The sequence below is a fragment of the Anaerostipes hominis (ex Lee et al. 2021) genome, from assembly GCF_002270485.1.
GTDB classification, from domain to species: domain Bacteria; phylum Bacillota; class Clostridia; order Lachnospirales; family Lachnospiraceae; genus Anaerostipes; species Anaerostipes hominis.
Map to the genome: position 1 here is coordinate 107,212 of NZ_NQOG01000001.1, position 21,979 is coordinate 129,190.

23 protein-coding genes are annotated in these 21,979 nt (G+C 45.2%); all 23 read right to left on the reverse strand.

Annotated features, from left to right (window positions below):
• Window positions 1-47: 47 nt before the first annotated feature.
• Window positions 48-416, reverse strand: a complete 369-nt coding sequence (locus tag CI597_RS00580; protein WP_024726814.1) for a PTS glucitol/sorbitol transporter subunit IIA — start codon at window positions 414-416, stop codon at window positions 48-50.
• 15 nt (window positions 417-431) lie between these two features.
• Entirely contained in the window at window positions 432-1,820 is a 1,389-nt protein-coding gene (gene gltA / locus CI597_RS00585) for an NADPH-dependent glutamate synthase (protein ID WP_024726813.1), read from the reverse strand.
• Window positions 1,821-1,822: 2 nt separating this feature from the next.
• The gene (locus tag CI597_RS00590) at window positions 1,823-2,644 is read right to left on the reverse strand and encodes a sulfide/dihydroorotate dehydrogenase-like FAD/NAD-binding protein (RefSeq protein WP_022261290.1); all 822 of its coding nucleotides are present in this window, start codon (window positions 2,642-2,644) and stop codon (window positions 1,823-1,825) included.
• 161 nt (window positions 2,645-2,805) lie between these two features.
• Complete coding sequence (locus tag CI597_RS00595; RefSeq protein ID WP_024726812.1) at window positions 2,806-3,651, reverse strand: hypothetical protein; 846 nt, start codon at window positions 3,649-3,651, stop codon at window positions 2,806-2,808.
• Window positions 3,652-3,835: 184 nt separating this feature from the next.
• Window positions 3,836-5,464 carry a chaperonin GroEL gene (gene groL, locus CI597_RS00600; protein ID WP_006568088.1) on the reverse strand — a complete coding sequence of 543 codons (1,629 nt, stop codon included), beginning with the start codon at window positions 5,462-5,464 and terminating at the stop codon, window positions 3,836-3,838.
• Window positions 5,465-5,485: 21 nt separating this feature from the next.
• The gene (locus tag CI597_RS00605) at window positions 5,486-5,758 is read right to left on the reverse strand and encodes a co-chaperone GroES (RefSeq protein WP_006568089.1); all 273 of its coding nucleotides are present in this window, start codon (window positions 5,756-5,758) and stop codon (window positions 5,486-5,488) included.
• Window positions 5,759-5,900: 142 nt separating this feature from the next.
• Window positions 5,901-6,491, reverse strand: a complete 591-nt coding sequence (locus tag CI597_RS00610; protein WP_024726811.1) for a GrpB family protein — start codon at window positions 6,489-6,491, stop codon at window positions 5,901-5,903.
• Window positions 6,492-6,657: 166 nt separating this feature from the next.
• The gene (locus tag CI597_RS00615; RefSeq protein ID WP_024726810.1) at window positions 6,658-8,316 is read right to left on the reverse strand and encodes a glutamine--tRNA ligase/YqeY domain fusion protein; all 1,659 of its coding nucleotides are present in this window, start codon (window positions 8,314-8,316) and stop codon (window positions 6,658-6,660) included.
• Window positions 8,317-8,370: 54 nt separating this feature from the next.
• On the reverse strand, window positions 8,371-9,726 hold the full coding sequence (radA, locus tag CI597_RS00620; protein ID WP_024726809.1) for a DNA repair protein RadA: 1,356 nt from the start codon (window positions 9,724-9,726) through the stop codon (window positions 8,371-8,373).
• Between the two features lie 15 nt (window positions 9,727-9,741).
• A complete protein-coding gene (locus CI597_RS00625) occupies window positions 9,742-10,155 on the reverse strand; it encodes a hypothetical protein (protein ID WP_024726808.1) in 414 nt (137 codons plus the stop codon).
• A 56-nt stretch (window positions 10,156-10,211) separates the two neighbouring features.
• Window positions 10,212-12,674: an ATP-dependent Clp protease ATP-binding subunit gene (locus tag CI597_RS00630; RefSeq protein ID WP_024726807.1), complete on the reverse strand. Its 2,463-nt coding sequence runs from the start codon at window positions 12,672-12,674 to the stop codon at window positions 10,212-10,214.
• A gap of 9 nt (window positions 12,675-12,683) precedes the next feature.
• Window positions 12,684-13,061, reverse strand: coding sequence for a GntR family transcriptional regulator (locus tag CI597_RS00635; protein WP_024726806.1), 378 nt, complete (start codon window positions 13,059-13,061; stop codon window positions 12,684-12,686).
• A 131-nt stretch (window positions 13,062-13,192) separates the two neighbouring features.
• Window positions 13,193-14,464 (reverse strand): phosphoribosylamine--glycine ligase, encoded by a 1,272-nt coding sequence (purD, locus tag CI597_RS00640; RefSeq protein ID WP_024726805.1) that lies wholly within the window; start codon window positions 14,462-14,464, stop codon window positions 13,193-13,195.
• A gap of 16 nt (window positions 14,465-14,480) precedes the next feature.
• Window positions 14,481-15,107: a phosphoribosylglycinamide formyltransferase gene (purN, locus tag CI597_RS00645; RefSeq protein ID WP_024726804.1), complete on the reverse strand. Its 627-nt coding sequence runs from the start codon at window positions 15,105-15,107 to the stop codon at window positions 14,481-14,483.
• Entirely contained in the window at window positions 15,101-16,126 is a 1,026-nt protein-coding gene (purM, locus tag CI597_RS00650; RefSeq protein WP_024726803.1) for a phosphoribosylformylglycinamidine cyclo-ligase, read from the reverse strand. Before purM ends, purN begins: the two co-directional genes overlap by 7 nt.
• Window positions 16,127-16,187: 61 nt before the next feature.
• Window positions 16,188-16,913, reverse strand: a complete 726-nt coding sequence (locus CI597_RS00655) for an N-acetylmuramoyl-L-alanine amidase (protein WP_024726802.1) — start codon at window positions 16,911-16,913, stop codon at window positions 16,188-16,190.
• The gene (gene purE / locus CI597_RS00660; RefSeq protein ID WP_024726801.1) at window positions 16,906-17,409 is read right to left on the reverse strand and encodes a 5-(carboxyamino)imidazole ribonucleotide mutase; all 504 of its coding nucleotides are present in this window, start codon (window positions 17,407-17,409) and stop codon (window positions 16,906-16,908) included. Before purE ends, CI597_RS00655 begins: the two co-directional genes overlap by 8 nt.
• Before the next feature lie 60 nt (window positions 17,410-17,469).
• The gene (locus tag CI597_RS00665) at window positions 17,470-19,458 is read right to left on the reverse strand and encodes an aminopeptidase (protein ID WP_034548946.1); all 1,989 of its coding nucleotides are present in this window, start codon (window positions 19,456-19,458) and stop codon (window positions 17,470-17,472) included.
• A 16-nt stretch (window positions 19,459-19,474) separates the two neighbouring features.
• Window positions 19,475-20,065 (reverse strand): HD domain-containing protein, encoded by a 591-nt coding sequence (locus CI597_RS00670; RefSeq protein ID WP_024726799.1) that lies wholly within the window; start codon window positions 20,063-20,065, stop codon window positions 19,475-19,477.
• 9 nt (window positions 20,066-20,074) lie between these two features.
• Window positions 20,075-20,404, reverse strand: coding sequence for a hypothetical protein (locus CI597_RS00675; protein ID WP_024726798.1), 330 nt, complete (start codon window positions 20,402-20,404; stop codon window positions 20,075-20,077).
• A 1-nt stretch (window position 20,405) separates the two neighbouring features.
• Window positions 20,406-20,861, reverse strand: a complete 456-nt coding sequence (locus tag CI597_RS00680; RefSeq protein WP_024726797.1) for a VanZ family protein — start codon at window positions 20,859-20,861, stop codon at window positions 20,406-20,408.
• Window positions 20,862-20,875: 14 nt separating this feature from the next.
• Window positions 20,876-21,550 (reverse strand): orotate phosphoribosyltransferase, encoded by a 675-nt coding sequence (pyrE, locus tag CI597_RS00685; protein ID WP_024726796.1) that lies wholly within the window; start codon window positions 21,548-21,550, stop codon window positions 20,876-20,878.
• On the reverse strand, window positions 21,537-21,974 hold the full coding sequence (locus CI597_RS00690) for a CBS domain-containing protein (protein WP_024726795.1): 438 nt from the start codon (window positions 21,972-21,974) through the stop codon (window positions 21,537-21,539). The genes pyrE and CI597_RS00690 overlap by 14 nt, the downstream gene beginning before the upstream one ends.
• Window positions 21,975-21,979 lie beyond the last annotated feature (5 nt).

Here is a 21,979-nt window from a genome sequence, read left to right on the forward strand (position 1 = left end):
CAAGCAAAGGATTATTGCCCTCAAACAATAATCCTTTGTACAATCGTCTAGTCTTCTTCAATTGTGATCTTTGATCCGACTTTTAACTTAGGCATTGGATTGGCCTCAACACAGATGCTTCCCGGAAGCCCTGCCTCAGCTGCCCCGCTGAATACTACTGTCAGATGTCCAAGAGTCTCTAAATTAGACTGGGCAATTTCTCCCACAGCGGTGATCTTAAACTCTGTATCGTCAATCACCAGTGTGTTTCCTTTGCTGATTGTCCCGTCTACTTGATTGACATCGATAAAATGGCAGAAATCTTTCAGTGTATCCGGAACATTCTCACCGAACAGCACAAACATCCCTTCATCATAAAAGGCATCAACCTGGTCTCCCAATTCATAGACAGACGTTTGAAAAATTGTTTTGCTCATATCCTGTCCTCCCGATTATCCTCTTAACTTTTTGTCAATGGCTGCCGCCGCTTTCTTTCCAGCACCCATGGCCAAAATGACAGTTGCCGCACCCGTGACAGTGTCTCCTCCTGCATAGACTCCGTCTTTGCTTGACTCCATCGTCTCTTCGTCAACAATGATACCGCCCCATTTCTGAACATCCAATCCTGGTGTTGTATGACGGATCAATGGGTTCGGACTCTGTCCAATCGCGATGACAACAGTATCTACATCAATATCGTAGTTAGATCCTTCAATCGGAACCGGAGATCTTCTTCCTGAGGCATCGGGTTCTCCTAATTCCTGTTTTACGATCTCCATCTTCTCTACCCATCCGTCCTCGTCTGCCTTAATGGCTACCGGATTATTTAAAAACTTAAATATAATTCCTTCTTCTTTTGCATGATGAAGTTCTTCCAGACGGGCAGGTGCTTCCTCTTCACTTCGTCTGTAAACAATATATACCTCATCTGCTCCGAGACGCTTAGCTGTTCTGGCAGCATCCATTGCCACGTTTCCTGCTCCCACGACTGCAACTTTCTTTCCGATCTTTACCGGAGTCGGGTACTCTGGGAATTCATAGCCCTTCATCAGATTTACACGGGTTAAAAATTCATTGGCAGAATAAACTCCAAGGTAGTTTTCCCCAGGAATATTTAAAAATCTTGGAAGGCCTGCTCCGCTGCCCACAAAGACAGCTTCATATCCGTCTTCCATCAGTTCATCGATGGTAACAGATCTTCCGACGATAACGTTGGTCTCGATCTTCACGCCAAGATTCTCAACGGATTCTATTTCTTTCGCCACTAAGTCTTTTGGAAGACGGAATTCCGGAATTCCGTAGCTCAGTACTCCGCCTGGCTTGTGCAGTGCTTCAAATACTGTCACTTCATATCCTTTTTTGATCAGTTCCCCGGCACAGGTAATACCTGCTGGTCCGCATCCTACGACTGCGACTTTCTTTCCATTCTTTTCGATGTTGACTTCAGCCGGTTTTGCATTTGCCATGTGGTAGTCTGCAACAAACCGCTCCATACGCCCGATTCCAACAGGTTCACCCTTGATCCCACGGACACATTTTCCTTCACACTGATTTTCCTGAGGACATACGCGGCCGCAGATGGCAGGCAGGGCATTCTCACTTGTGATTACTTCATAAGCGCCTTCAAAGTCGCCTGCGGCTACTTTTTCGATAAATTCCGGAATCGGTACGTTGACCGGACATCCATTGACACACGGTTTATTCTTGCAGTTTAAGCAGCGGGTTGCTTCTTCCATAGCCATTTCTTTCGTATATCCCAAAGCAACTTCTTTAAAGTTCTTATTCCGAACATTCGGATCCTGTTCCGGCATTGCTACTTTATTTGGACTCATATTTGCCATGACTATTTACCCCTCCCAATCTTACACTCGTGTTCTTCTTCTCTGAACATTGTCTGACGTTTCATGCACTCATCAAAATCCACCTGGAATCCGTCAAAATCCGGTCCGTCCACACAGGCAAACTTCGTCTCTCCGCCTACTGTGACACGGCATCCGCCGCACATACCGGTTCCGTCAATCATGATTGGATTCAGGGATACCATGGTCGGAATATCATGCTGTTTTGTAATTTTTACAACGTTTTTCATCATGATCAACGGTCCGATCGCGATGACTTCGTCGTACTTCACGCCTTTTGCAATCTGATCTTCCAGAACATTCGTAACGAATCCTTTTGTTCCAAGGCTTCCGTCATCTGTGGCAATAAATACATTTTCACAGAACTCTTCAAATTTTTCCTTTAAGATAACAAATTCTGCACTCTTGCCTCCGATAATAACATCAACAGGGACTCCCATTTCGGCAAGTTTGCGAAGCTGAGGATAAAGAGGTGCTGCACCGACTCCTCCTGCCACACCTAAAACTCTCTCTCGTTTATGTAAGATGGACGGCTGTCCAAGAGGACCTACAAAATCGGCTACATAGTCTCCCTCTTTCTTCTTGCTTAATAATTCTGTGGAATATCCGACAACCTGATAAATGATCGTGACTGTTTCCTTTTCTCTGTCATAGTCTGCGATAGTCAAAGGAACTCTCTCACCTTTTTCATCAACACGGATAATAATGAACTGACCTGGTTCACACTTCCTTGCAACGAATGGTGCGTGAATTTCCATCAATTCAACCAAGTTATTAAGTGTCTCTTTTTTTACTATTTTATACACCAAATACACCTCTTTCTGCATCTTTTAATATCTTTTTTATTATATCGTGAAACTGTACAATAGCAAAGCATTTTTTTGAAATTCTTAAAATACTCTTAACAAATGAAAAAACCTGCCTTGTTTCTGCACAGAAAAAAGGAGAAAGAACCGGCTCCTTCTCCTTAAAATATTTTGTTTAATTTTACACTGTGATTTGTGACTGTCTTTTTTAACAGATCGACATCGGTCTCCAAAACATCCTGTCTTCTTATAACCATCTTGTATCTGGATGAATCTTCACGGTTTTCAAAGAGTACATTTAATTTGGTGCAGATTTCATTCTCCAGGATCATATGAATATCGGAAAATCCAGCTTCCATTTTCGTTTTAAGATCAGATACCTCTCCTTCCGTTCGCTCCAAACGGGATTCTATGGAATTTGTCTTCTCTGATATAAAATCTATTTTTTCTGACATAAGATTTGACTTTTCTGTGAGAATATCAGTGCGCTGTAAGAGAAGGCTGTTTTGTTCACCTAGGAATTTTGTCGTCTGATCCAGCTGATCTGTTTTTTCTTCCAAAGCAGAGGTTCTTTCATTTAATTCCTGAATACTGCTTTCCATTCTGTCTGTTTTTTCGTCCAGTCTCTGGATATCCTGGCTCAGTCCGTCTGTCTTCTCATCCAGCCTCTGGATATCCTGGCTCAGTCCGTCTGTTTTTTCGTCCAGTCTCTGGATATCCTGGCTCAGTCCGTCTGTCTTCTCATCCAGCCTCTGGATATCCTGGCTCAGTCCGTCTGTTTTTTCGTCCAGCCTCTGGATATCCTGGCTCAGTCCATCTGTTTTCTCATCCAGTCTCTGAATGTCCTGAACGATCATATCTGTTTTTTCTTCCAGATTCTCTGTTTTTACCGTCAGCAGATCCACTTTTCTCTCAACACGTCCCATTCGTCCGTCAAAGGCTGTCATACTGGAATTCACCTGCTGCATCAGATTATACATGTCTTTTATCATTTGTTCTTCCGGCAATTTTTTCGCCTCCTTCTTACATATTTTAGGAATTGTAAATATTATACTTCTTTCTTTACTCTTTGTCTACCCTTTTGTACTGAAATGCATTTTTTATATCATGAAAAAAAGAAGGCTGACGAGTTTATCAGCCTTCTCTTTGTTTCTGTATCTCTTTTACAATCAAACACCTTATGAAATCCGATTACATCATTCCCATTCCCGGAGCTCCTGCTCCAGCCGGCATTGCCGGTGCATCTTCTTTGATATTAGCAACAACAGATTCTGTTGTCAGTAAGGTAGATGCAACAGAGGTTGCATTCTGTAATGCACTTCTTGTTACCTTAGCCGGATCAATGATGCCTGCTTCAATCATATTTACATATTTTCCATTTAATGCATCGAATCCGAATCCAACTTCCTGTTCTTCAACTTTATTGATGATAACAGAACCTTCCAGTCCTGCGTTTGCAGCAATGTGGAATAATGGAGCCTGGAGAGCTTTGAGGATAATATTTGCACCTGTCTTTTCATCGCCCTCTAATTCTTCTGCCATCTTTGCAACCTTCTTGGAAGCATGGATATAAGCAGAACCGCCGCCGAAAATAATACCTTCTTCAACTGCTGCCTTTGTCGCTGCCAGGGCGTCTTCCAGACGAAGTTTACTTTCTTTCATCTCTGTCTCTGTCGCCGCACCTACACGGATAACTGCAACACCACCGGATAATTTTGCGAGTCTTTCCTGTAATTTTTCTTTATCAAATTCAGAAGTTGTCTCATCCAGCTGACCCTTGATCTGTCCGATTCTTGCCTGGATTGCATCCTTAGATCCTTCTCCGTCAACAATCACTGTGTTTTCTTTTTCAACTTTTACAGATTTTGCACGGCCTAACTGATCAATCGTTGTTTCTTTCAAATCTAATCCGACTTCCTCAGAAATCACAGTTCCGCCTGTAAGGATTGCAATATCCTCTAACATCGCTTTTCTTCTGTCACCGTATCCAGGTGCCTTCACTGCACATACAGAGAATGTTCCGCGCAGTTTATTAACGATCAATGTTGTCAGTGCTTCGCCTTCAATATCTTCTGCGATGATCAGAAGTTTCTTTCCGCTCTGTACGATCTGCTCTAAGATTGGAAGGATATCCTGAATATTAGAAATCTTCTTATCTGTGATCAGGATATATGGGTCTTCTAATTCAGCGACCATTTTTTCCATGTCTGTTGAGAAGTAAGCAGATAAATATCCGCGGTCAAACTGCATACCTTCCACTAAATCTAATTCTGTCTTCATTGTCTTAGATTCTTCGATTGTGATAACACCGTCGTTAGACACCTTTTCCATAGCATCCGCAACTAACTCCCCGACTTCCTCATCACTGGCAGAAATTGCAGCAACTTTTGCGATCTGATCTTTGCCGTTTACTTTGCTGCTCATCTCAGCGATTGCTTCTACTGCCGCATCTGTTGCCTTTTTCATTCCTTTTCTTAAAATAATCGGGTTTGCGCCTGCCGCAAGGTTTTTCATTCCTTCATTTACCATTGCCTGGGCTAAAACAGTCGCTGTTGTAGTACCATCACCTGCAACATCGTTTGTCTTTGTTGCAACTTCTTTTACGATCTGAGCACCCATGTTCTCGAATGCATCTTCTAATTCAATCTCTTTTGCGATCGTCACACCGTCATTTGTGATCAAAGGAATACCAAAAGACTTATCTAACACTACATTTCTTCCCTTTGGTCCGATGGTAACTCTGACTGTATCTGCTAACTGGTTCACGCCTGCTTCTAATGCTTTTCTTGCATCAATTCCGTATTTGATTTCTTTTGCCATGATTCGTCTCCTCCAAAAATCCTATTCTACAACTGCTAAAATATCGTTCTGTTTTACGATAATGTATTCATCATCTCCACATTTTACTTCAGTTCCCGCATATTTGGAATATATGACTTTCTGTCCCTTTTCTACTTCCATTTTTACTTCATCCGTTCCAGGTCCGACTGCGACAACTTCGGCTTCCTGCGGTTTTTCCTGAGATGCTGTTGTCAACACGATTCCGGATTTTGTTGTAGTCTCAGCTTCCAGCTGTTTCAGTACTACTCTGTCTCCTAATGGTTTTAAATTCATATCATTACCTCCTAAAATTCAGATGAAATTCTTTTGTCTTATTTACCTGATTATTGTTAGCACTCACTCTCATCGAGTGCTAATTACAAAATATAGTATAACACCCCTTCAAAAAAATGCAAGGGCTTTTTTGAAAATTTTTTCACTTTTCCCCTTCCGGCCGATAGATATCTCCTAACTCCTTCCGGGCCTTTTTTGTGCACTCTCTCACGAAATCTGTCTTTGCCCTTGTATAGGCATCCCTGTCATGCTCATATTTTTTCTGAAGGCCGATCTTTAATTTCCCATATTCTTCTGCCGCTTCTCTGTGCCGTTCCAAATAATCCCGGAAATAAAGTTCATCCCAGTCTCCCGGATACCTTACATGGAGATGATAGACCCTCTTGGCAAATCCCTGTAAAGTATAACCTTTCATAAACATCATATGCGGAGGAGGATTCCCTGGTTTTTTCACATAGATATATCCTTTCTTCTCCAATCCCCGGATAAGCTGCTTCAGTTCGCAGTGTTCTTCAATCTCCAACAGGATATCAATAGTAGGCTTGGCCAAAAGTCCTTTCACAGCCGTGCTGCCGATATGGCTGATCCTCACCACCTGGTCCCGCCCGATCAAATGAAGCAACAGCTTCTTCTCATTTTCATACATCTGCTTCCACTCTTCCTTATGGCCGCACAAAACGATGGGGAAAAGTTCCCACAGTTCTTCATTGGACATTTCCGTAAGGTTTTTCATCTTCTTCTCCTTCATTGTTCCCAAAATTAAAACAAAGTAGTCAAGCCCGCCTCATCTCCCCAACCCTCACCCGCGGAGCGTTTTTCATTTCTTGGGAAAGTTTGCAGAGCTTTCCTAAGAAATGAAAAGATAAGCCGTTGCAAAACAGCTTATCTTTCTTCTGCTCCTATTTAGGCTGATAAGAACTCTTCATAGAAACTATACGGTTAAATACCATGTGGTCCTCTGAAGTATCTTTTGTATCCAGACAAAAATACCCCTGTCTGACAAACTGGAAGCTGTCTCCCGGAGCTGCCTCCTCAAGAGACGGCTCTACATAACAGTCCTTTAATATTTTCAGAGAATTTGGATTTAAATTGACAGATCCATCCTCGTTATACACGCCTTTTTCCTCGTCTACAATATTTTCATATAAACGGACTTCGGCCTTTTTGGCAAAAGGAGCAGCAACCCAATGGATGGTCCCCTTAACTTTTCGTCCGTCGGGGCTGTTGCCTCCTCTGGATGCAGGGTCATAGGTACAGTGTACCTCTGTGACATTTCCGTCCTCATCGGCCACATAGTCTGTGCAGGTCACAAAATATCCGTTCATCAGCCGCACTTCATTTCCGGGATACAGGCGGAAATACTTCTTAGGCCGCTCAATCTTAAAATCATCCCGCTCTATATACAACTCTCTGCAAAACGGCACCTTTCTCGTACCCATCTCTTCATTTTCCTGATTATTTTTTACTTCCATATATTCTACCTGATCTTCCGGGTAGTTTGTAATAACCAGCTTAATCGGATCCAGAACAGCTGATACCCTTGGCTTTTTCAGTTTCAGGTCATCTCTGATGCAGTACTCAAGCATGGCATAATCAACGGAGCTGTGACTCTTGGCCACACCAACCAGTTCCATAAACCTGCGGATGGATTCCGGCGTATATCCCCGGCGTCTCAATGCGGATAATGTAACAAGCCTGGGATCATCCCATCCATCCACGATTCCGTCATCTACTAACTTCTTAATATAACGCTTTCCCGTCACTACATTGGTCAGATAAAGTTTTGCAAACTCGATCTGCTTCGGCGGATGTAAGAATTCACACTCTTTTACCACCCAGTCATATAACGGCCTGTGATCCTCAAACTCCAGTGTACAGATGGAATGAGTCACGCCTTCAAAGGCGTCCTCCAGCGGATGTGCAAAATCATACATCGGATAAATGCACCAATCGTCACCTGTATTGTGATGCTCCATTCTGGCAATACGATAAAGGATCGGGTCTCTCATGTTCATATTACCGGAAGTCATATCAATCTTAGCCCTAAGCACCTTGCTGCCGTCTTCAAACTCTCCGTTTTTCATTGCACGGAATAATTCAAGATTCTCTTCCGGCATCCGGTCTCTGTACGGACTGTTTTTTCCCGGTTCCGTCAAAGTTCCCCTGTATTCCCGGATCTCCTCCGGTGTCAGATCGCACACATAGGCCTTCCCTTTTTTGATCAGGAACTCTGCACATTCATACATACGGTCAAAATAATCGGATGCAAAATAAATCGTCTGGTCATAATCTGCTCCGAGCCACTCCACATCCTCTTTGATCGAATCCACATACTCGGTTTTCTCCTTCGTCGGATTCGTATCGTCAAACCGGAAATGAAAATCTCCGCCGTACTCTTTGGCCAGTCCATAGTTTAAAAGGATTGATTTGGCATGTCCGATATGCAGATAGCCGTTTGGCTCCGGCGGGAACCTGGTAACAATTTTTTCGTATTTCCCTTCTTTCAGATCTTCTTCAATGATCTGTTCTATAAAATTTTTTGAGATCGCCTCTTCCATCGTGTCTCCATTCCTCCATACTTTTCGTTATTCTTTAATAATATAAGACATATTTTAAATACAATCAAGGGCTTCTCTTACATTTGCGACGCCCAAAAGCCGCATGTTTGTCCTGATTTTTAAGCTGTCAACATTTGCCTTGGGAAGGATGCAGGTTTTAAATCCAAGCTTTTCCGCCTCTTTGATCCTCTGGTCTCCCTGGGATACTCTCCGGATTTCGCCTACCAGCCCAACTTCCCCAAAGATGATCGTATCTTCCGGCAGAGGCATGTTTTTATAGCTGGATGCAATGGCCAGAATAATTCCAAGGTCAATAGCCGGTTCTCCCAGCCTCATGCCTCCGGCCAGGTTCACATAGGCATCACAGCCGCCCAGCTGGAGACCGACCCGTTTTTCCAAAACTGCCATGAGAAGATTGACTCTATTGTAGTCAATTCCCACCGCTGTTCTCCTCGGCATCTGAAAGCTCGTGGGAGAGATCAGTGCCTGGATCTCGATGAGAATCGGCCTGGTTCCCTCCAGGGAACATACTACCACAGAACCGGAGGCGTCCACAGGGCGTCCGTTCAGCATCATCTTGGACGGATTCTCCACCTCTGCCAGGCCATCTGCGCACATCTCGAACACTCCGATCTCATTTGTGGAGCCGAAGCGGTTCTTCACTCCCCTCAGAATCCGGTATGCCGCCTCTCTCTCCCCTTCAAAATAAAGGACCGTATCCACCATATGCTCCAGTGTCCTGGGCCCTGCCACGACACCTTCCTTTGTCACATGTCCAACAATGAAGACTGCGATATTTTCTTCTTTTGCGATCCTCATCATCTGAGCCGTCACTTCCCGGACCTGAGATACACTTCCCGCCGCGGCGGTCAGCTCTTCACTGAACATCGTCTGGATGGAGTCTATAACGACAAACTCCGGGTGGACTTTGCGGATTCCCTCGAGGATCTCCTCCAGGATCGTCTCACAAAACAGCAGAAGTTCATCCTCAAATGCCCCGATCCTCTCTGCCCGCATCTTGATCTGATGTGCGGACTCTTCCCCGGAAACATATAAAACTTTCCGCCTTGCATTTACTAAATTCCTGCATACCTGGAGCAGCAGGGTGGACTTTCCGATGCCCGGGTCCCCGCCAACTAAAGACAGAGAGCCGGTCACAATTCCTCCTCCGAGGACTCTGTCCAGCTCACCTATGCCTGTCGGAATACGCTCCTCACTCTTTATAGAAATTTCTGACATATTCATAGGAGAGGCAGAAGCCCGCCTGGGCTTTGCCCCTCCCTTTTTTGTCACTGATTGTTTTTCTTCTACAAAGGTATTCCACGATTTGCAGGCCGGACACTGTCCCAGCCACTTGGATGATTCATGTCCGCAATCACTGCAGAAAAAGACGGTTTTTGCCTTTGCCATATCAGTTCCTGCTCCTTACTGTTTCTTCACGCGGACCATGGCTGTCATGCCCGGATTCAGTTCCACACTCAGAATAAGTTTGCCTCCGAGATTGGCCTTCATGTTTCCAACATTTGTATTGTCTATATATACGCGGTACTCCTGTTCAGGCTCCACCTCGAGTGTTACCTGAACATCTTCTGATGCCTCGATCTCAAATGCCACTCCGTCTGTTGTTGCAGCAAAATTGTGGACTGCGGAGCCCGGTACAGATTCAAAGATCAGCTGTCCGTTTTTGTCCAGCTTCGTCATTGTCTTGAAGGTCTTAACTTTGTACATATCCCCTTCAAACTCGATCTTGTCCTTTTTGGCTTTCGTATCTAATGTGTAATCTCCGAAGCTTAATGTCCCATTTTCTTCGCTGCGAAACAACTCTGTTACCACTGACATGTTCTTATCCTCCTATTAAATCTGCATTTGTTATTTTATTATATAATATTTCCTACTTATTTACTAGCATCCTTTATCGAAAAAGTAAGGTTTTTGTCTTTTGCTCCAATCGTAAGCGCTGCTCCGTCCCGAAGCTCACCGCTTAAGATCTTATCTGCCAGAACGTCCTCGATCTCGCTCTGAATCACACGGCGCAGCGGTCTTGCACCGTACGTCTCACTGTACCCTTTGTCTGCCAGCAGTGAGACGGCATTCGGCGTGATCTTCACCGAGATCCGATGGTTTTTCATCAGCTGTTCCTTCACATTGTTCAAAAACAGTTTTGCAATCTCCCGGAGCTCATCTTTCGTCAGCATGGTAAATACGATCGTCCCGTCTATCCTGTTCAGGAATTCGGGCTTGAAAATCTGCCGCACCTCCTCCATCACACCCTGGGTCATCTTCTCGTGATTCTTTTCCTTATCGGAAGTCCTCACAAACCCAAGCTGTTTCGGAGAAATGATCCTGGACGCGCCCGCGTTGGAAGTCATAATAAGCACTGTGTTTTTGAAATCGACCTTTCTTCCGTTAGAGTCCGTGATGTGTCCGTCATCCAGCACCTGGAGCAGGATATTAAATACATCCGGATGCGCTTTTTCTATCTCATCCAGCAGGATAACGGAGTATGGATGCCTTCTGACCTGCTCGCTCAGCTGCCCGCCTTCTCCGAACCCGACATATCCGGGAGGCGATCCGATGATCTTTGATACGCTGTGCTTTTCCATGTATTCGGACATGTCTACGCGGATCAGGTCCTCTTCCCTTCCGAACATGGCTTTTGCAAGACTCTTGGAAAGCTCCGTTTTCCCCACACCGGTAGGTCCTAAAAACAAAAAGGAACCGATGGGGCGCTTTGGATCTTTCAGTCCGACCCTGCTGCGCTTTATGGCTCTGGACACAGCCTCCACTGCCTTATCCTGTCCTATCACCTGTTTGTGAAGAGTTTTTTCCAGATTTCTAAGTCTCTCCATCTCTCCCTGTTTCAGCTGGCTCACTGGAATCTTGGTCCAGAGGGAAATGATCTCCTCCACATCTTCCATCTCAATGGAAGGTATTTTCTTTTGCTGGTTTTCCATCCTGCGGTACTTCTTTTCAAGACTTTTGCCGAGCTCCTCTTTTTTGATCTTCAGTTCTCTGGCTTTTTCAATCTGCCCGCTGCTGATGTAAGCTTCCATTTCTTTTACAATCTGCTTTTGCTGCTCCTGTTCCTCTTTCATATCCGCCGGCACTTTCAAAGACTTCATCCGCTTTTTGGCACAGGCCTCATCCAGGACGTCGATCGCTTTGTCAGGCAGAAACCGGTCATTGACATACCGGCAGGAAAGATCCACCGCATAGGAAGTCACCTCTTCCGGAATCAGAACTCTGTGGTGAGATTCAAACTTATATTTGAGCCCTTCAAGGATCTTGACTGCTTCTTTTGCCGAAGGCTCCTCCACCAAAATAGACTGAAACCTTCGCACAAGTGCTGCATCCTTCTCAAAGTACTTGGTATATTCTTCACTGGTCGTGGCCCCGATCAGCTGAAAGTCTCCCCGGGCAAGGGAGGGCTTCAGTATGTTGGATGCGTCCATGGCTCCCTCAGAGCCTCCTGCCCCGATCATCGTGTGGATCTCATCAATAAAGAGGATCACCGAAGGATCTTCCGTCACCTCAGAAATAATCTGTTTCATCCTCTCCTCAAACTCCCCACGGTACTTGGTCCCTGCGATCACTCTCGTCAAATCGAGGGAGAGCAGTCTCTTATCCTTCAGGTTGAGCGGCACGTTCCCCTGCACGACCCTCGCAGCCAGTCCCTCCACGATAGCGGTCTTTCCCACACCCGGATCTCCGATCAGACAAGGATTATTTTTGGACCTCCTGCACAATACCTGCATCAACCGCTCCATCTCTTCTTCTCTTCCGATCATTGGATCCAGTTCATCGTCTTTTGCCTTCTGGGTCAGATCCGTGCTGAACTTTTCTAAAATACTTTCTCCGGCTCCGTCTTCCGCAAAATAATCATCCGGCGAACTGTTGGAAAATTCATTCTTGGCAGATTTATAATCGATTCCCATGGTTACCAATATATCAATAAATATGGCGTCCACCGGAATTTTCTGCTGTACCAGTAACTGGACCGCCTCATTTTCGCCGTCCTTCAAAACCGCCAGCAGCACATGCTCTGTGCCGAGCACATCACTTCCGTACTTGACTGCCATCTGGGCGGCAAGGCTTAAAATCTCCTCTGCTCTGGGGGTAAAAGTGTTTACCTTTGTACGCCTCTTTTTTTCTGCGGTACGCGCCTTAAAAGCTTCTGAAAAGATCTCCTCAGACACCCCGTGCATCTTCAGTATCTCACAGGCCAGGGACCCCTTCATTTTAAACAGTCCCAGCAGAAGAGACAAAGTTTCTATATGTTCCGCTCCAAGCCTTGCGGATATCTTCCCCGCCTCCTCCAATGCATGGCTTAAATATCTGGTAAGTGGTAATTTTCTCATTCTGTCCTCCTAATTTCTGTCAAGCTGCCCATATACGTGGTCGATCAGCTGATATAATTCTTCTCGCGTCACACCCTTGCAGATGGCCTGAGCCACCAAAATCTGAAGGCTGTTTTCCAATTCCTCCAACTGTTTTGCCTTTTCATTGGCATCCACGCTTACGACTGCGCCTTTCCTCCGGTCCAGCTTCAAATAGCCTTCTTCTCTTAATATAGCATATGCTTTATTTACCGTATGCATGTTTACACCTAAGATTTGTGCCAGCTGGCGCACCGACGGCAGGGACTCGCCATCCTGGATGTCGGAACACGCAATCCCGACGATGATCTGGTTTCTCAATTGAATATAAATGGCCTGATCGCTGTTAAAATCTACTTCAAGCAGCATTTTCATCCCTTCCTTCTTTCATATCTTTTGTTATACTTAGACTATAATAAATAGCACGGAATGTCAATGTAAAAAAATAGAGAAGCAGGACAAAGAATCTCTACTCTGTCCTGCTTCCCAGACATAAATCATTACGCCTCGTCGATGGCCTTTCCTATGTCATTTCTCTTGTATTTATTTTCAAAATCGATCCATTCCGTAGCCTTATATGCATTGCTGCGGGCACCTTTCAGGTCATCACCCTTTGCCACAACACCAAGAACCCGGCCGCCGTTGGTCACGATCTTGTCTCCGTCAAACTTTGTCCCTGCATGGAACACATAGTATCCATCCTGGCCTTTAAACTTATCGAGTCCCCTGATCTCAAAACCTTTCTCATACTTTTCCGGATATCCGTCAGATGCAAGCACCACACAGACTGCAGCATTCTCTTCAAATTCCAGAGTAACATCGGAAAGTTTTCCATCAATACAGGCTTCCATCACTTCAATCATGTCATTTTTCATCCGGGGCAGGACCACCTGCGCCTCCGGATCTCCGAATCTGGCGTTATATTCCAGTACCTTCGGTCCGTCTTCTGTAAGCATCAGCCCTGTGAACAAAATTCCTGTGAACGGACGTCCTTCAGAAGCCATGGCATCCATCGTCGGCTGGTATATATACTTTTCACAGAATTCTTCCACTTCTTTTGTGTAGAATGGACTCGGAGAAAAGGTCCCCATACCTCCGGTATTGAGTCCTTGGTCTCCGTCTTTGGCACGCTTGTGATCCTGTGCGGAAGTCATGCATCGGATTGTCTTTCCGTCGCAGAAAGCCAGTACGGAAACTTCCCTGCCGGTCATAAACTCTTCGATGACAATCTCATTGCCGGCATCCCCGAACTGTTTGTCTAACATTAAAGTCTTAACGCCTGCCTTTGCTTCCTCCAGAGTTTCACAGATCAAAACTCCCTTTCCCAGTGCCAGCCCGTCTGCTTTGAGCACGATTGGCATTTTGACCGTTTCAAGATAAGTCATCGCCTGTTCAGGATCTGTAAAATTCTCATAAGACGCCGTCGGAATCTTGTATTTTTTCATCAAGTCTTTAGAAAATGCCTTGGAGCCTTCAATGATCGCCGCATTTTTGCGCGGTCCGAACACTCTGAGTCCTTCAGCCTCAAAAGCGTCTACAACACCTCCCACCAGCGGATCATCCATTCCAATGATGGTCAGGCCGATCTCTTTTTCCTTTGCAAAAGCCACCAGTTTGTCAAACTCCATGGCTCCAATATCCACACACTCTGCAAATTCTGCGATTCCTGCGTTCCCCGGAGCACAGTAAATCTTATCTGCGTTCGGACTTTTTGCCGCTGCCCAGGCAATGGCATGTTCCCTTCCTCCGCTGCCAACAATCAGTATATCCATCCTTCTATCCTTTCTTTTATTTCTCGATCTTTACGTGTCCTTCTGAAACTGAAACTTTACCTTTGGCGATCAGATTAATCACTTCAGGAAGAATCACCCACTCTGCCTGTTCCATGATCCGTCTCTGAAGAGTTTCGGGTGTATCATCTTCCCTGACCTCCACAGCTTTCTGCATAATGATCGGACCGGTATCCGTTCCCTCATCCACAAAATGAACAGTAGCACCTGAAATCCTGACTCCTCTTTTCAGAGCCTGTTCATGGACTTTTAGTCCATAGCAGCCCTTCCCGCAGAAAGACGGGATCAGGGACGGATGAATATTGATCATCCGATTTTCAAACTCATGAATGATCTTATCAGGTATTACTACAAGGCATCCTGCCAGCACTACCAGATCAATCTCCCTGCCGGCCAATTCCTGATAAAGTGCCTCATTAAACAATTCTCTGCTCTCAAAATCCTTCGGCGACAGTCCCACCGCTTCGATTCCATGATTTGCGGCGCGCTCCAATGCATAGGCATTTTTATTGTTGCTGATCACCACATCGATCCTTGCGTTGGAAATACGCCCTTCTTCTATAGCATCGATGACAGCCTGCAGATTCGTGCCGCCTCCGGATACTAATACCGCAACCTTTAACATACCGTCACACCTTTTTCGCCGGCTTTGATCTCACCTACTACAAATGCTGTTTCCCCGGCACGTTCCAGGGCTTCCAGCGTATCGTTCACACTCTTTTCATCCACGGCCACCATCATGCCGATTCCCATATTGTATGTATTATACATCATCTTTTCGTCGATATCCCCGGTTTTTGCAAGCAGCTTAAAGATAGCAGGCACTTCATATGCATCCTTGTGAACGACCGCATGTGCCCCCTCCGGAAGCATTCTCGGAATATTTTCATAAAAACCACCTCCGGTAATATGGCTGCAGCCTTTGATCTCCACATCCGCTTCTTTAATCGCCTTCAAGGCTTTCACATAAATCTTCGTAGGCGCCAGGAGCGCTTCTCCAAGAGTCGTTCCCAATTCTTCATAAAAAGTTTCCAGAGATTCTTTTGACATATCGAATACCTTGCGCACCAGAGAATATCCGTTGCTGTGGATTCCTGAAGATGCGATGCCGATCAGCACGTCTCCTTCTTTGATCTCTTTTCCCGTAATCAGGTCCTTTTCGTCTACGATTCCCACGGCAAAGCCGGCTAAGTCATATTCGTCCTCCGGATAAAATCCCGGCATTTCGGCAGTTTCTCCGCCGATCAGAGCCGCATCAGACTGCTTGCATCCTTCTGCCACTCCGCTTACGATGGTGGCGATCTTTTCAGGAAAGTTTTTTCCGCATGCAATATAGTCCAAAAAGTACAAAGGCTCTCCACCCGCACATGCGATATCATTGACGCACATCGCCACACAGTCAATACCGATAGTATCATGCTTATCCATAATAAAAGCAAGCTTTAACTTTGTCCCAACTCCGTCGGTACCGGATACAAGAGTCGGATTTTCCATATCTTTAAACTTCTTTAATGAAAAAGCCCCGGAAAACCCTCCGATGTTTGTCAAAACTTCCTCTCTCATTGTGGCCTGCACGTGCTTTTTCATGAGTTCTACGGACTGGTAACCTGCTTCAATATCTACTCCTGCCTTTTTGTAATCCATGTTTTTCCTCCTAAAAATGTATCTTTTTCTATTTAGACCCCGCCCACAGGGAGAGTCTCCTTTATTCTCCGAAATAACAGTCAATGCCGTCTGCAATTCCTTTCGCCATCTTTTTCTGAAAAGAACTCTTCTGCATCTTTTTGTCTTCTTTTTTATTCGTCATAAATCCCATTTCGATTAGTGTCACCGGAACTTTACTCCAGTTTGTGCCCGTCAGATCATTCCTCCCTGAAAGGCCTCTGTTCTTGATACCGGTAGTCTTGCAATATTTTTTCAGCACATCCCTGGACAGCTTTTTGCTGGGCTTGCTCAACTTCTTTACATAAGGATTCTTCTTTGTCGGAAATAAGGCCGAAGCACCGCGTACCCTCTTTCCCCCGGCATCTGCATGGAGACGGATACAGACATCGGCGCCGCTTTTATTCACCAGCAGCGCTCTTTTCTTATTACTGATGTTGACGTTCTGCTTTTTTCTTACCATGTAGACTTTATAGCCTCTTTTTTTAAGTTCCCATTTCAGTTTCTTGGCTACACTGAGCGTAAGCTTTGATTCCGGAACCTTTGTCGCCACTCCCTGTGTACCCGATGCCACTTTTGCTTTCTTCTTTCGGGAACCCGGTCCGATGGGCTCTTTCCTGGTGTCACCCTTTTTCTGATGTCCAGCGTCGATCGCCACCATAATCCGGCGATCCCCCGCCAAAGTATTCCGGTTTTGTATTGAAACTCCTGTAAGTCCAGCGCAAACAGCCGTACATAACAGTACGGCTGCAAGTCTTTTCTTATTCATAGTTCTTATATCCAACCTGGTTAAGCTTATCGGCCTTCTTTACGACAGATTCTTTCATGGTTGTCCTATAGTCTTTTAGTTTTTGAAGAAGACCGGCATCAGACGAAGCCAAAATCTGCGCTGCAAGGATTCCGGCATTTTGTCCTCCGTTGATGGCAACCGATGCAACCGGCACTCCGGACGGCATCTGAACAATAGAGTAAAGAGAATCCACTCCCCCAAGATCTGAGGTTTTCATCGGTATTCCGATCACCGGCATCGGGAACAGTGCTGCACACATACCCGGAAGATGGGCCGCTTTTCCTGCACCTGCGATGATCACTTTGACTCCGCGCTCCTCGGCTCCTTTTGCCCATTCAAAGAAAATATCCGGTTCCCTGTGAGCAGAAATGATGGTCATCTCAAAATCAATCCCCATCTCCTCTAAAAAATCTGCCGCCTTGCTCATGACAGGCATATCGGAATCGCTTCCCATAACAATCGCTACTCTTGCCATAATTCTGTCTCCTTTGTCATAATTCGATTTGTTTTCTTCTATTCTACCTACTGGATCCGGTCACGTCAATGGTTCGTTCAGGATTTCTGTGCCCGGGAGGACAAATTTTCCTCCCTGTATCAGGGCTGTTTCCCCGCCTCCCAGTCTGATCACACAGATGGAATCCAGTTCCTCATAGGGAATGGTAATGTCCGTATGACAGTTAAAATATTCTCCTTTTTCAGAAAGACAGTTGCTCTTTGCCACGATCTCTTTTCCGTCCGGATTGTGCAGCTCAGTTGCTTCGCTGTGACTGTAACAGGTATCTCCCACTGCAAAATGTGGGCCCATTTTCTCAACGATCAGGATTGGAAGCTGATATAAAATTCCAAACTTCTGTGCCATGGCATAGGCCGTAGTATTGGTTCCAACAGCAAACTCTCCCATGGGAAGAGTCTCTCTGTTATAGAGAAGATTCTGCTTTATAAATGCCTTATTTTCTTCTTCTGACTCGAAATTGCGGCAGGAATACTCTGTGATCATACCGTCTTTGAAAACCAGTCTCAGATCAATAAACTTCAGATCTCTTAAATAGACCTCACTTACATGGAGCACTCCGTTAGTCCCGTTTAATTTCGGGGAAGTAAACACCTCACCTACCGGAATGTTTACATCTGCCAGACAATTTTCAAAGTTTGTCTCCTTCTCAGGATCTTCCAGCTCGCGCAGGGCCACATACAGGTCTGTTTCGTTATCTTCTGCCCCCTTTATGTGGACTTCCACACCCTGGTCCAGGGCATCGATCAGATGCTGCTGGATCTTCTTATATTTTTCTTTGTCCAGCGTATTGACCTTAGCCACCTCCTCGAAAATTTCTTCGAAATTTTTCCCGATTTCCGGAAGCGGATATGCAATGATCGTAAAACTCCGCTCCTCCGGCTTCATATACTCGTTGGCTATCTTGCTGGACTCATTTTGGTACTCTACAGAAAGCTTTTCCTGTTTCTCGGAAAGGCGCAGTCCGGTCTCTTTATTCTCCGGTGTAAACGGCAGCTCACCGAACGTCTCCATACATGCGGGACCGGCAAATAAAGCAGCTTCCTCCTTCAACTTTTCATATGCGTTCCGGTAACTTTCCAGCTTGTGACTCATAAAAGCTTTGTTAAAAAAAAGTGCCTGGTCAAATCTGTGGTCATACTCAAACTGCGGATTCGGGCTCGTGGAAATGTATCCCACCTTCGACATCCCCCTTGTGATCACGCCTGCAGTTCCCCGGTATAAAATTGGAGTAAGCCCGATCTCCTGAAACTGCAGCGCAGCCTCCCTGATGATCGGTTCAAATCCCAGGTGATAACGAATATTCACAGTTGCCTTTCTTGTCATGTCAATGTTGTTGATAATAAAACCATCATGGAATCCGTCCACAAACGTTTTCGCAATAGCTTTGATCCGTTCCTTCGGAAGACTGTTTAAAAAAGAAAGCATCTTTGTCTCATTTTCGGAAACGTACTCGCCGTACAGATAAAGCACGTCCGGATCTGACAGATCTGACTTCATCACAATGTCAGATGCCGAGGATACACTTGGATCCAGCTGTTCTCTGACTCGGCTTAAGCAGAGTTCCTGGCTGTAATCACGCATATGGTCGAAGATGACCTGCCTCGCCGTCTTTCTCTCCGGTTCTCCTTCCAGAAACAACTGATAAATCTCTAAAAACAGTTCATTCATGATCGTCAGTTCAAACAGCTGTCCTTCCACCGCATAAATGAAGCACCCCTGTATCTCTGCATACAAAAAACACAAGATATCCCCGAAGTCTTCTCCCAAAGCTTTGCGGGCATAGTCCGGATTTCCATAGCATTCATCATAATGGGACGGCAGAATTTGCCTATACCACTCTTTATTCCACACTTTCAGCAAAGAAAGCTGCTTGTCTTTTACTCCATATACTTCATCGGCAAATAAAAGCCTCTCCGCCATTTTTCTAAAATAATCCAAAAAAGGCTCTTTTACAGAGTCTTCCTGTAAAAGAGCCCTGAGCCTTTCCTGATTTAGAAAATGGCGTTCCATCAATAATTCATCCACGTTATAAGCTCCTTTTAATATTTCCGTTTTCTATATTTTTCTCAAAAACATCCTGAATATACGTCCAGAGTACATCAGATCCCTGACTGGTATACTCATTTTTGCTCATAATCTGGTCAATGCAGACGTCATGTTCTCTCCATGCCCTTCCCTCTGTGGCATCATTTAAAAGAACCGGCTGAATCCGGTCCAGTGTATTCGCAAATTTGGACTCCGGAGTTTTGCGGTCCTCAAATTCCTGCCAAAGCTTAAACAGCTCTTCTGCCTGATCCCCGGGAAGAATATTGAAGATCCGTTCCGCTGCTTTCTGTTCCCTGGCCGCCTTTGTTCCGTTTCCGGCTTCATCATATAAATAAGTATCGCCTGCGTCGATTTCCACCAGGTCATGGATCAGGACCATCTTGATCACCTGAAGGACATCCACCGGTTCCTTTGCATATTCAGAGAGAAAAACAGCCATCAAAGCCAGATGCCATGAATGTTCCGCATCATTTTCTTTTCTCTCCCCATTCGTCAGATTCGTCTGGCGGATAATGTCTTTGAGCTTATCCACCTCTATGATAAACTCCATCTGTTTCTTAAGTCGTTCCATAACTCCCTCCTAAATCAATCCGATCAGAAACAAAGCAGCTGAAAACAAAAGCACAGCTCCGTTTGTAATACTTCCGACCACTTTCCAGACCCTGATGGATGCCGTATCGTGATAGCTGCGCACTGCCAGCATCATTCCAAAGACAGAGATGCCAAACAGCACCCACGCAGCTGCGCCGAGCAGTATTCCCCCGTTTCCGGCCGCCTGAAAGGAAGCTCCGACTAAAATAAGATAGCCGAAAATTCCTATGGCTCCGAGAATGCTGGAAACCGCTGACTCCCTGGATACAACATGATCCGACGGACGATAGGCCTGGCGTTTCTTTTTATTAACCCGCATGTTATTTCCTCCGGTAAATCGTGACGGCAATCTTGTAGATCATATAGCCGATCAGGCCGCCAATCGTGTTTAACAGTAAGTCGTCCACATCAAAGACCCCAACCTTAAAAATATACTGGCAGCTCTCGATGATCAGACTGAATAAAAAAGATCCGGCAACAACTTTAATGAATCCCCTCTTTTTCTCCGTCATGACAGGGAGCAGAAATCCAAACGGACAGAATGCAAAAACATTTCCGACCAGATTTGTTATGAATGCCTCCGGGGTAAGCAGTGATCTGTACATCCAGAACCGTTTGATCTCTTTAAACAATTCCAGATTTACATGGGATGTGTCATACCCTGTCTCTCTGCCGTAACGCTCACTGAACAGCACAAAATAAAACATCACAATAAGATACAAATAAAATAAAATCCGGCAGCCAAACCTGGCTGCCCTTTTCTTTTTTCTTGTCACAAATAAACCCTTCTTTATTGAACGCCATACTTCTCATAGTATGCGTCAATAGCTGCCTTTAATGTATCGTCAATGATAACTTTTCCATTATAAGGTTTATTATACAGGTGTTCCACCACTTCCTGCATCGTTACAATGGCCGTAGTTTCCAGCCCGTAATTTTCACGGATTTCTTCCAGGGCGCTCTTTGTTCCCTGTCCCCGTTCCATCCGGTCCACAGAAACTACGAGTCCCAAAACATCCACATCGCCCTGGGCTTTCACGATCGGAAGTGTTTCCTGGATCGAGGTTCCGGCTGTGGTCACGTCTTCAATGATCACGACCTTATCTCCGTCCTCGATCGGACTTCCAAGCAGGATTCCTGTGTCCCCGTGGTCTTTTACTTCCTTGCGGTTTGCACAGTATTTGATATCTTTCCCATAGTTTTCAGAGATTGCAATGGCAGCGGCTACACTCAGCGGGATTCCTTTGTATGCCGGTCCGAACAGGACATCAAAGTCAAATCCGAATTTCGCTTCAATGGCCTTTGCATAATAAGTTCCGAGCTTCTTTAACTGGGCTCCGGTCCGATAAAATCCCGTATTTACAAAGAACGGCGTGTTTCTTCCGCTTTTGGTCACAAAATCTCCGAATTTCAAAACATTGCAGTCGATCATAAATTCAATAAACTCTTTTTTATACTGTTCCATCATGTTCCTCCTTATGTTCAGCCTTCTGATATTCTCTGTAATAAAACCCGATCACATCTTTTCTTGTGACGATCCCGATAAACCGCTGTTCATCGTCGATGACCGGGACAAAATTCTGGTCTTTGATCACATCCACCAGGTCGTCCATATCTGTATTGACCGTCACCGGCCTGTTGTCCCTTCTGCGTTTCATATCTTTTAAAAAGATCAGTTCTGCTTTCTCAAGGTTAAATCCTGCGTCATCCATCATTGCCCAGAGCAGATCCCCCTCCGTCACAGTTCCCACATACCTGCCGTCGCCAGTCAATACGGGAACTGCCGAGTATCCATGGTATTTCATTTTCTCCAGCGCCTGTCTCAAAGTATAATCTTCCGGCAGATATGACACATCTTCCTTAGGCGTCAAAAAAAATAATATGTTCATGCTGG

Bases quoted from the DNA above. Each gene is read 5' to 3' on its own strand.
- CI597_RS00580 (WP_024726814.1), bottom strand. From the start codon at position 416: ATGAGCAAAACAATTTTTCAAACGTCTGTCTATGAATTGGGAGACCAG.
- gltA (WP_024726813.1), bottom strand. From the start codon at position 1,820: ATGGCAAATATGAGTCCAAATAAAGTAGCAATGCCGGAACAGGATCCG.
- groL (WP_006568088.1), bottom strand. From the start codon at position 5,464: ATGGCAAAAGAAATCAAATACGGAATTGATGCAAGAAAAGCATTAGAA.
- CI597_RS00605 (WP_006568089.1), bottom strand. From the start codon at position 5,758: ATGAATTTAAAACCATTAGGAGACAGAGTAGTACTGAAACAGCTGGAA.
- CI597_RS00610 (WP_024726811.1), bottom strand. From the start codon at position 6,491: ATGAAAAACCTTACGGAAATGTCCAATGAAGAACTGTGGGAACTTTTC.
- CI597_RS00615 (WP_024726810.1), bottom strand. From the start codon at position 8,316: ATGGAAGAGGCGATCTCAAAAAATTTTATAGAACAGATCATTGAAGAA.
- radA (WP_024726809.1), bottom strand. From the start codon at position 9,726: ATGGCAAAGGCAAAAACCGTCTTTTTCTGCAGTGATTGCGGACATGAA.
- CI597_RS00625 (WP_024726808.1), bottom strand. From the start codon at position 10,155: ATGTCAGTGGTAACAGAGTTGTTTCGCAGCGAAGAAAATGGGACATTA.
- CI597_RS00630 (WP_024726807.1), bottom strand. From the start codon at position 12,674: ATGAGAAAATTACCACTTACCAGATATTTAAGCCATGCATTGGAGGAG.
- CI597_RS00635 (WP_024726806.1), bottom strand. From the start codon at position 13,061: ATGCTGCTTGAAGTAGATTTTAACAGCGATCAGGCCATTTATATTCAA.
- purD (WP_024726805.1), bottom strand. From the start codon at position 14,464: ATGGATATACTGATTGTTGGCAGCGGAGGAAGGGAACATGCCATTGCC.
- purN (WP_024726804.1), bottom strand. From the start codon at position 15,107: ATGTTAAAGGTTGCGGTATTAGTATCCGGAGGCGGCACGAATCTGCAG.
- purM (WP_024726803.1), bottom strand. From the start codon at position 16,126: ATGGATTACAAAAAGGCAGGAGTAGATATTGAAGCAGGTTACCAGTCC.
- CI597_RS00655 (WP_024726802.1), bottom strand. From the start codon at position 16,913: ATGAATAAGAAAAGACTTGCAGCCGTACTGTTATGTACGGCTGTTTGC.
- purE (WP_024726801.1), bottom strand. From the start codon at position 17,409: ATGGCAAGAGTAGCGATTGTTATGGGAAGCGATTCCGATATGCCTGTC.
- CI597_RS00665 (WP_034548946.1), bottom strand. From the start codon at position 19,458: ATGGAACGCCATTTTCTAAATCAGGAAAGGCTCAGGGCTCTTTTACAG.
- CI597_RS00670 (WP_024726799.1), bottom strand. From the start codon at position 20,065: ATGGAACGACTTAAGAAACAGATGGAGTTTATCATAGAGGTGGATAAG.
- CI597_RS00675 (WP_024726798.1), bottom strand. From the start codon at position 20,404: ATGCGGGTTAATAAAAAGAAACGCCAGGCCTATCGTCCGTCGGATCAT.
- pyrE (WP_024726796.1), bottom strand. From the start codon at position 21,550: ATGGAACAGTATAAAAAAGAGTTTATTGAATTTATGATCGACTGCAAT.
- CI597_RS00690 (WP_024726795.1), bottom strand. From the start codon at position 21,974: ATGAACATATTATTTTTTTTGACGCCTAAGGAAGATGTGTCATATCTG.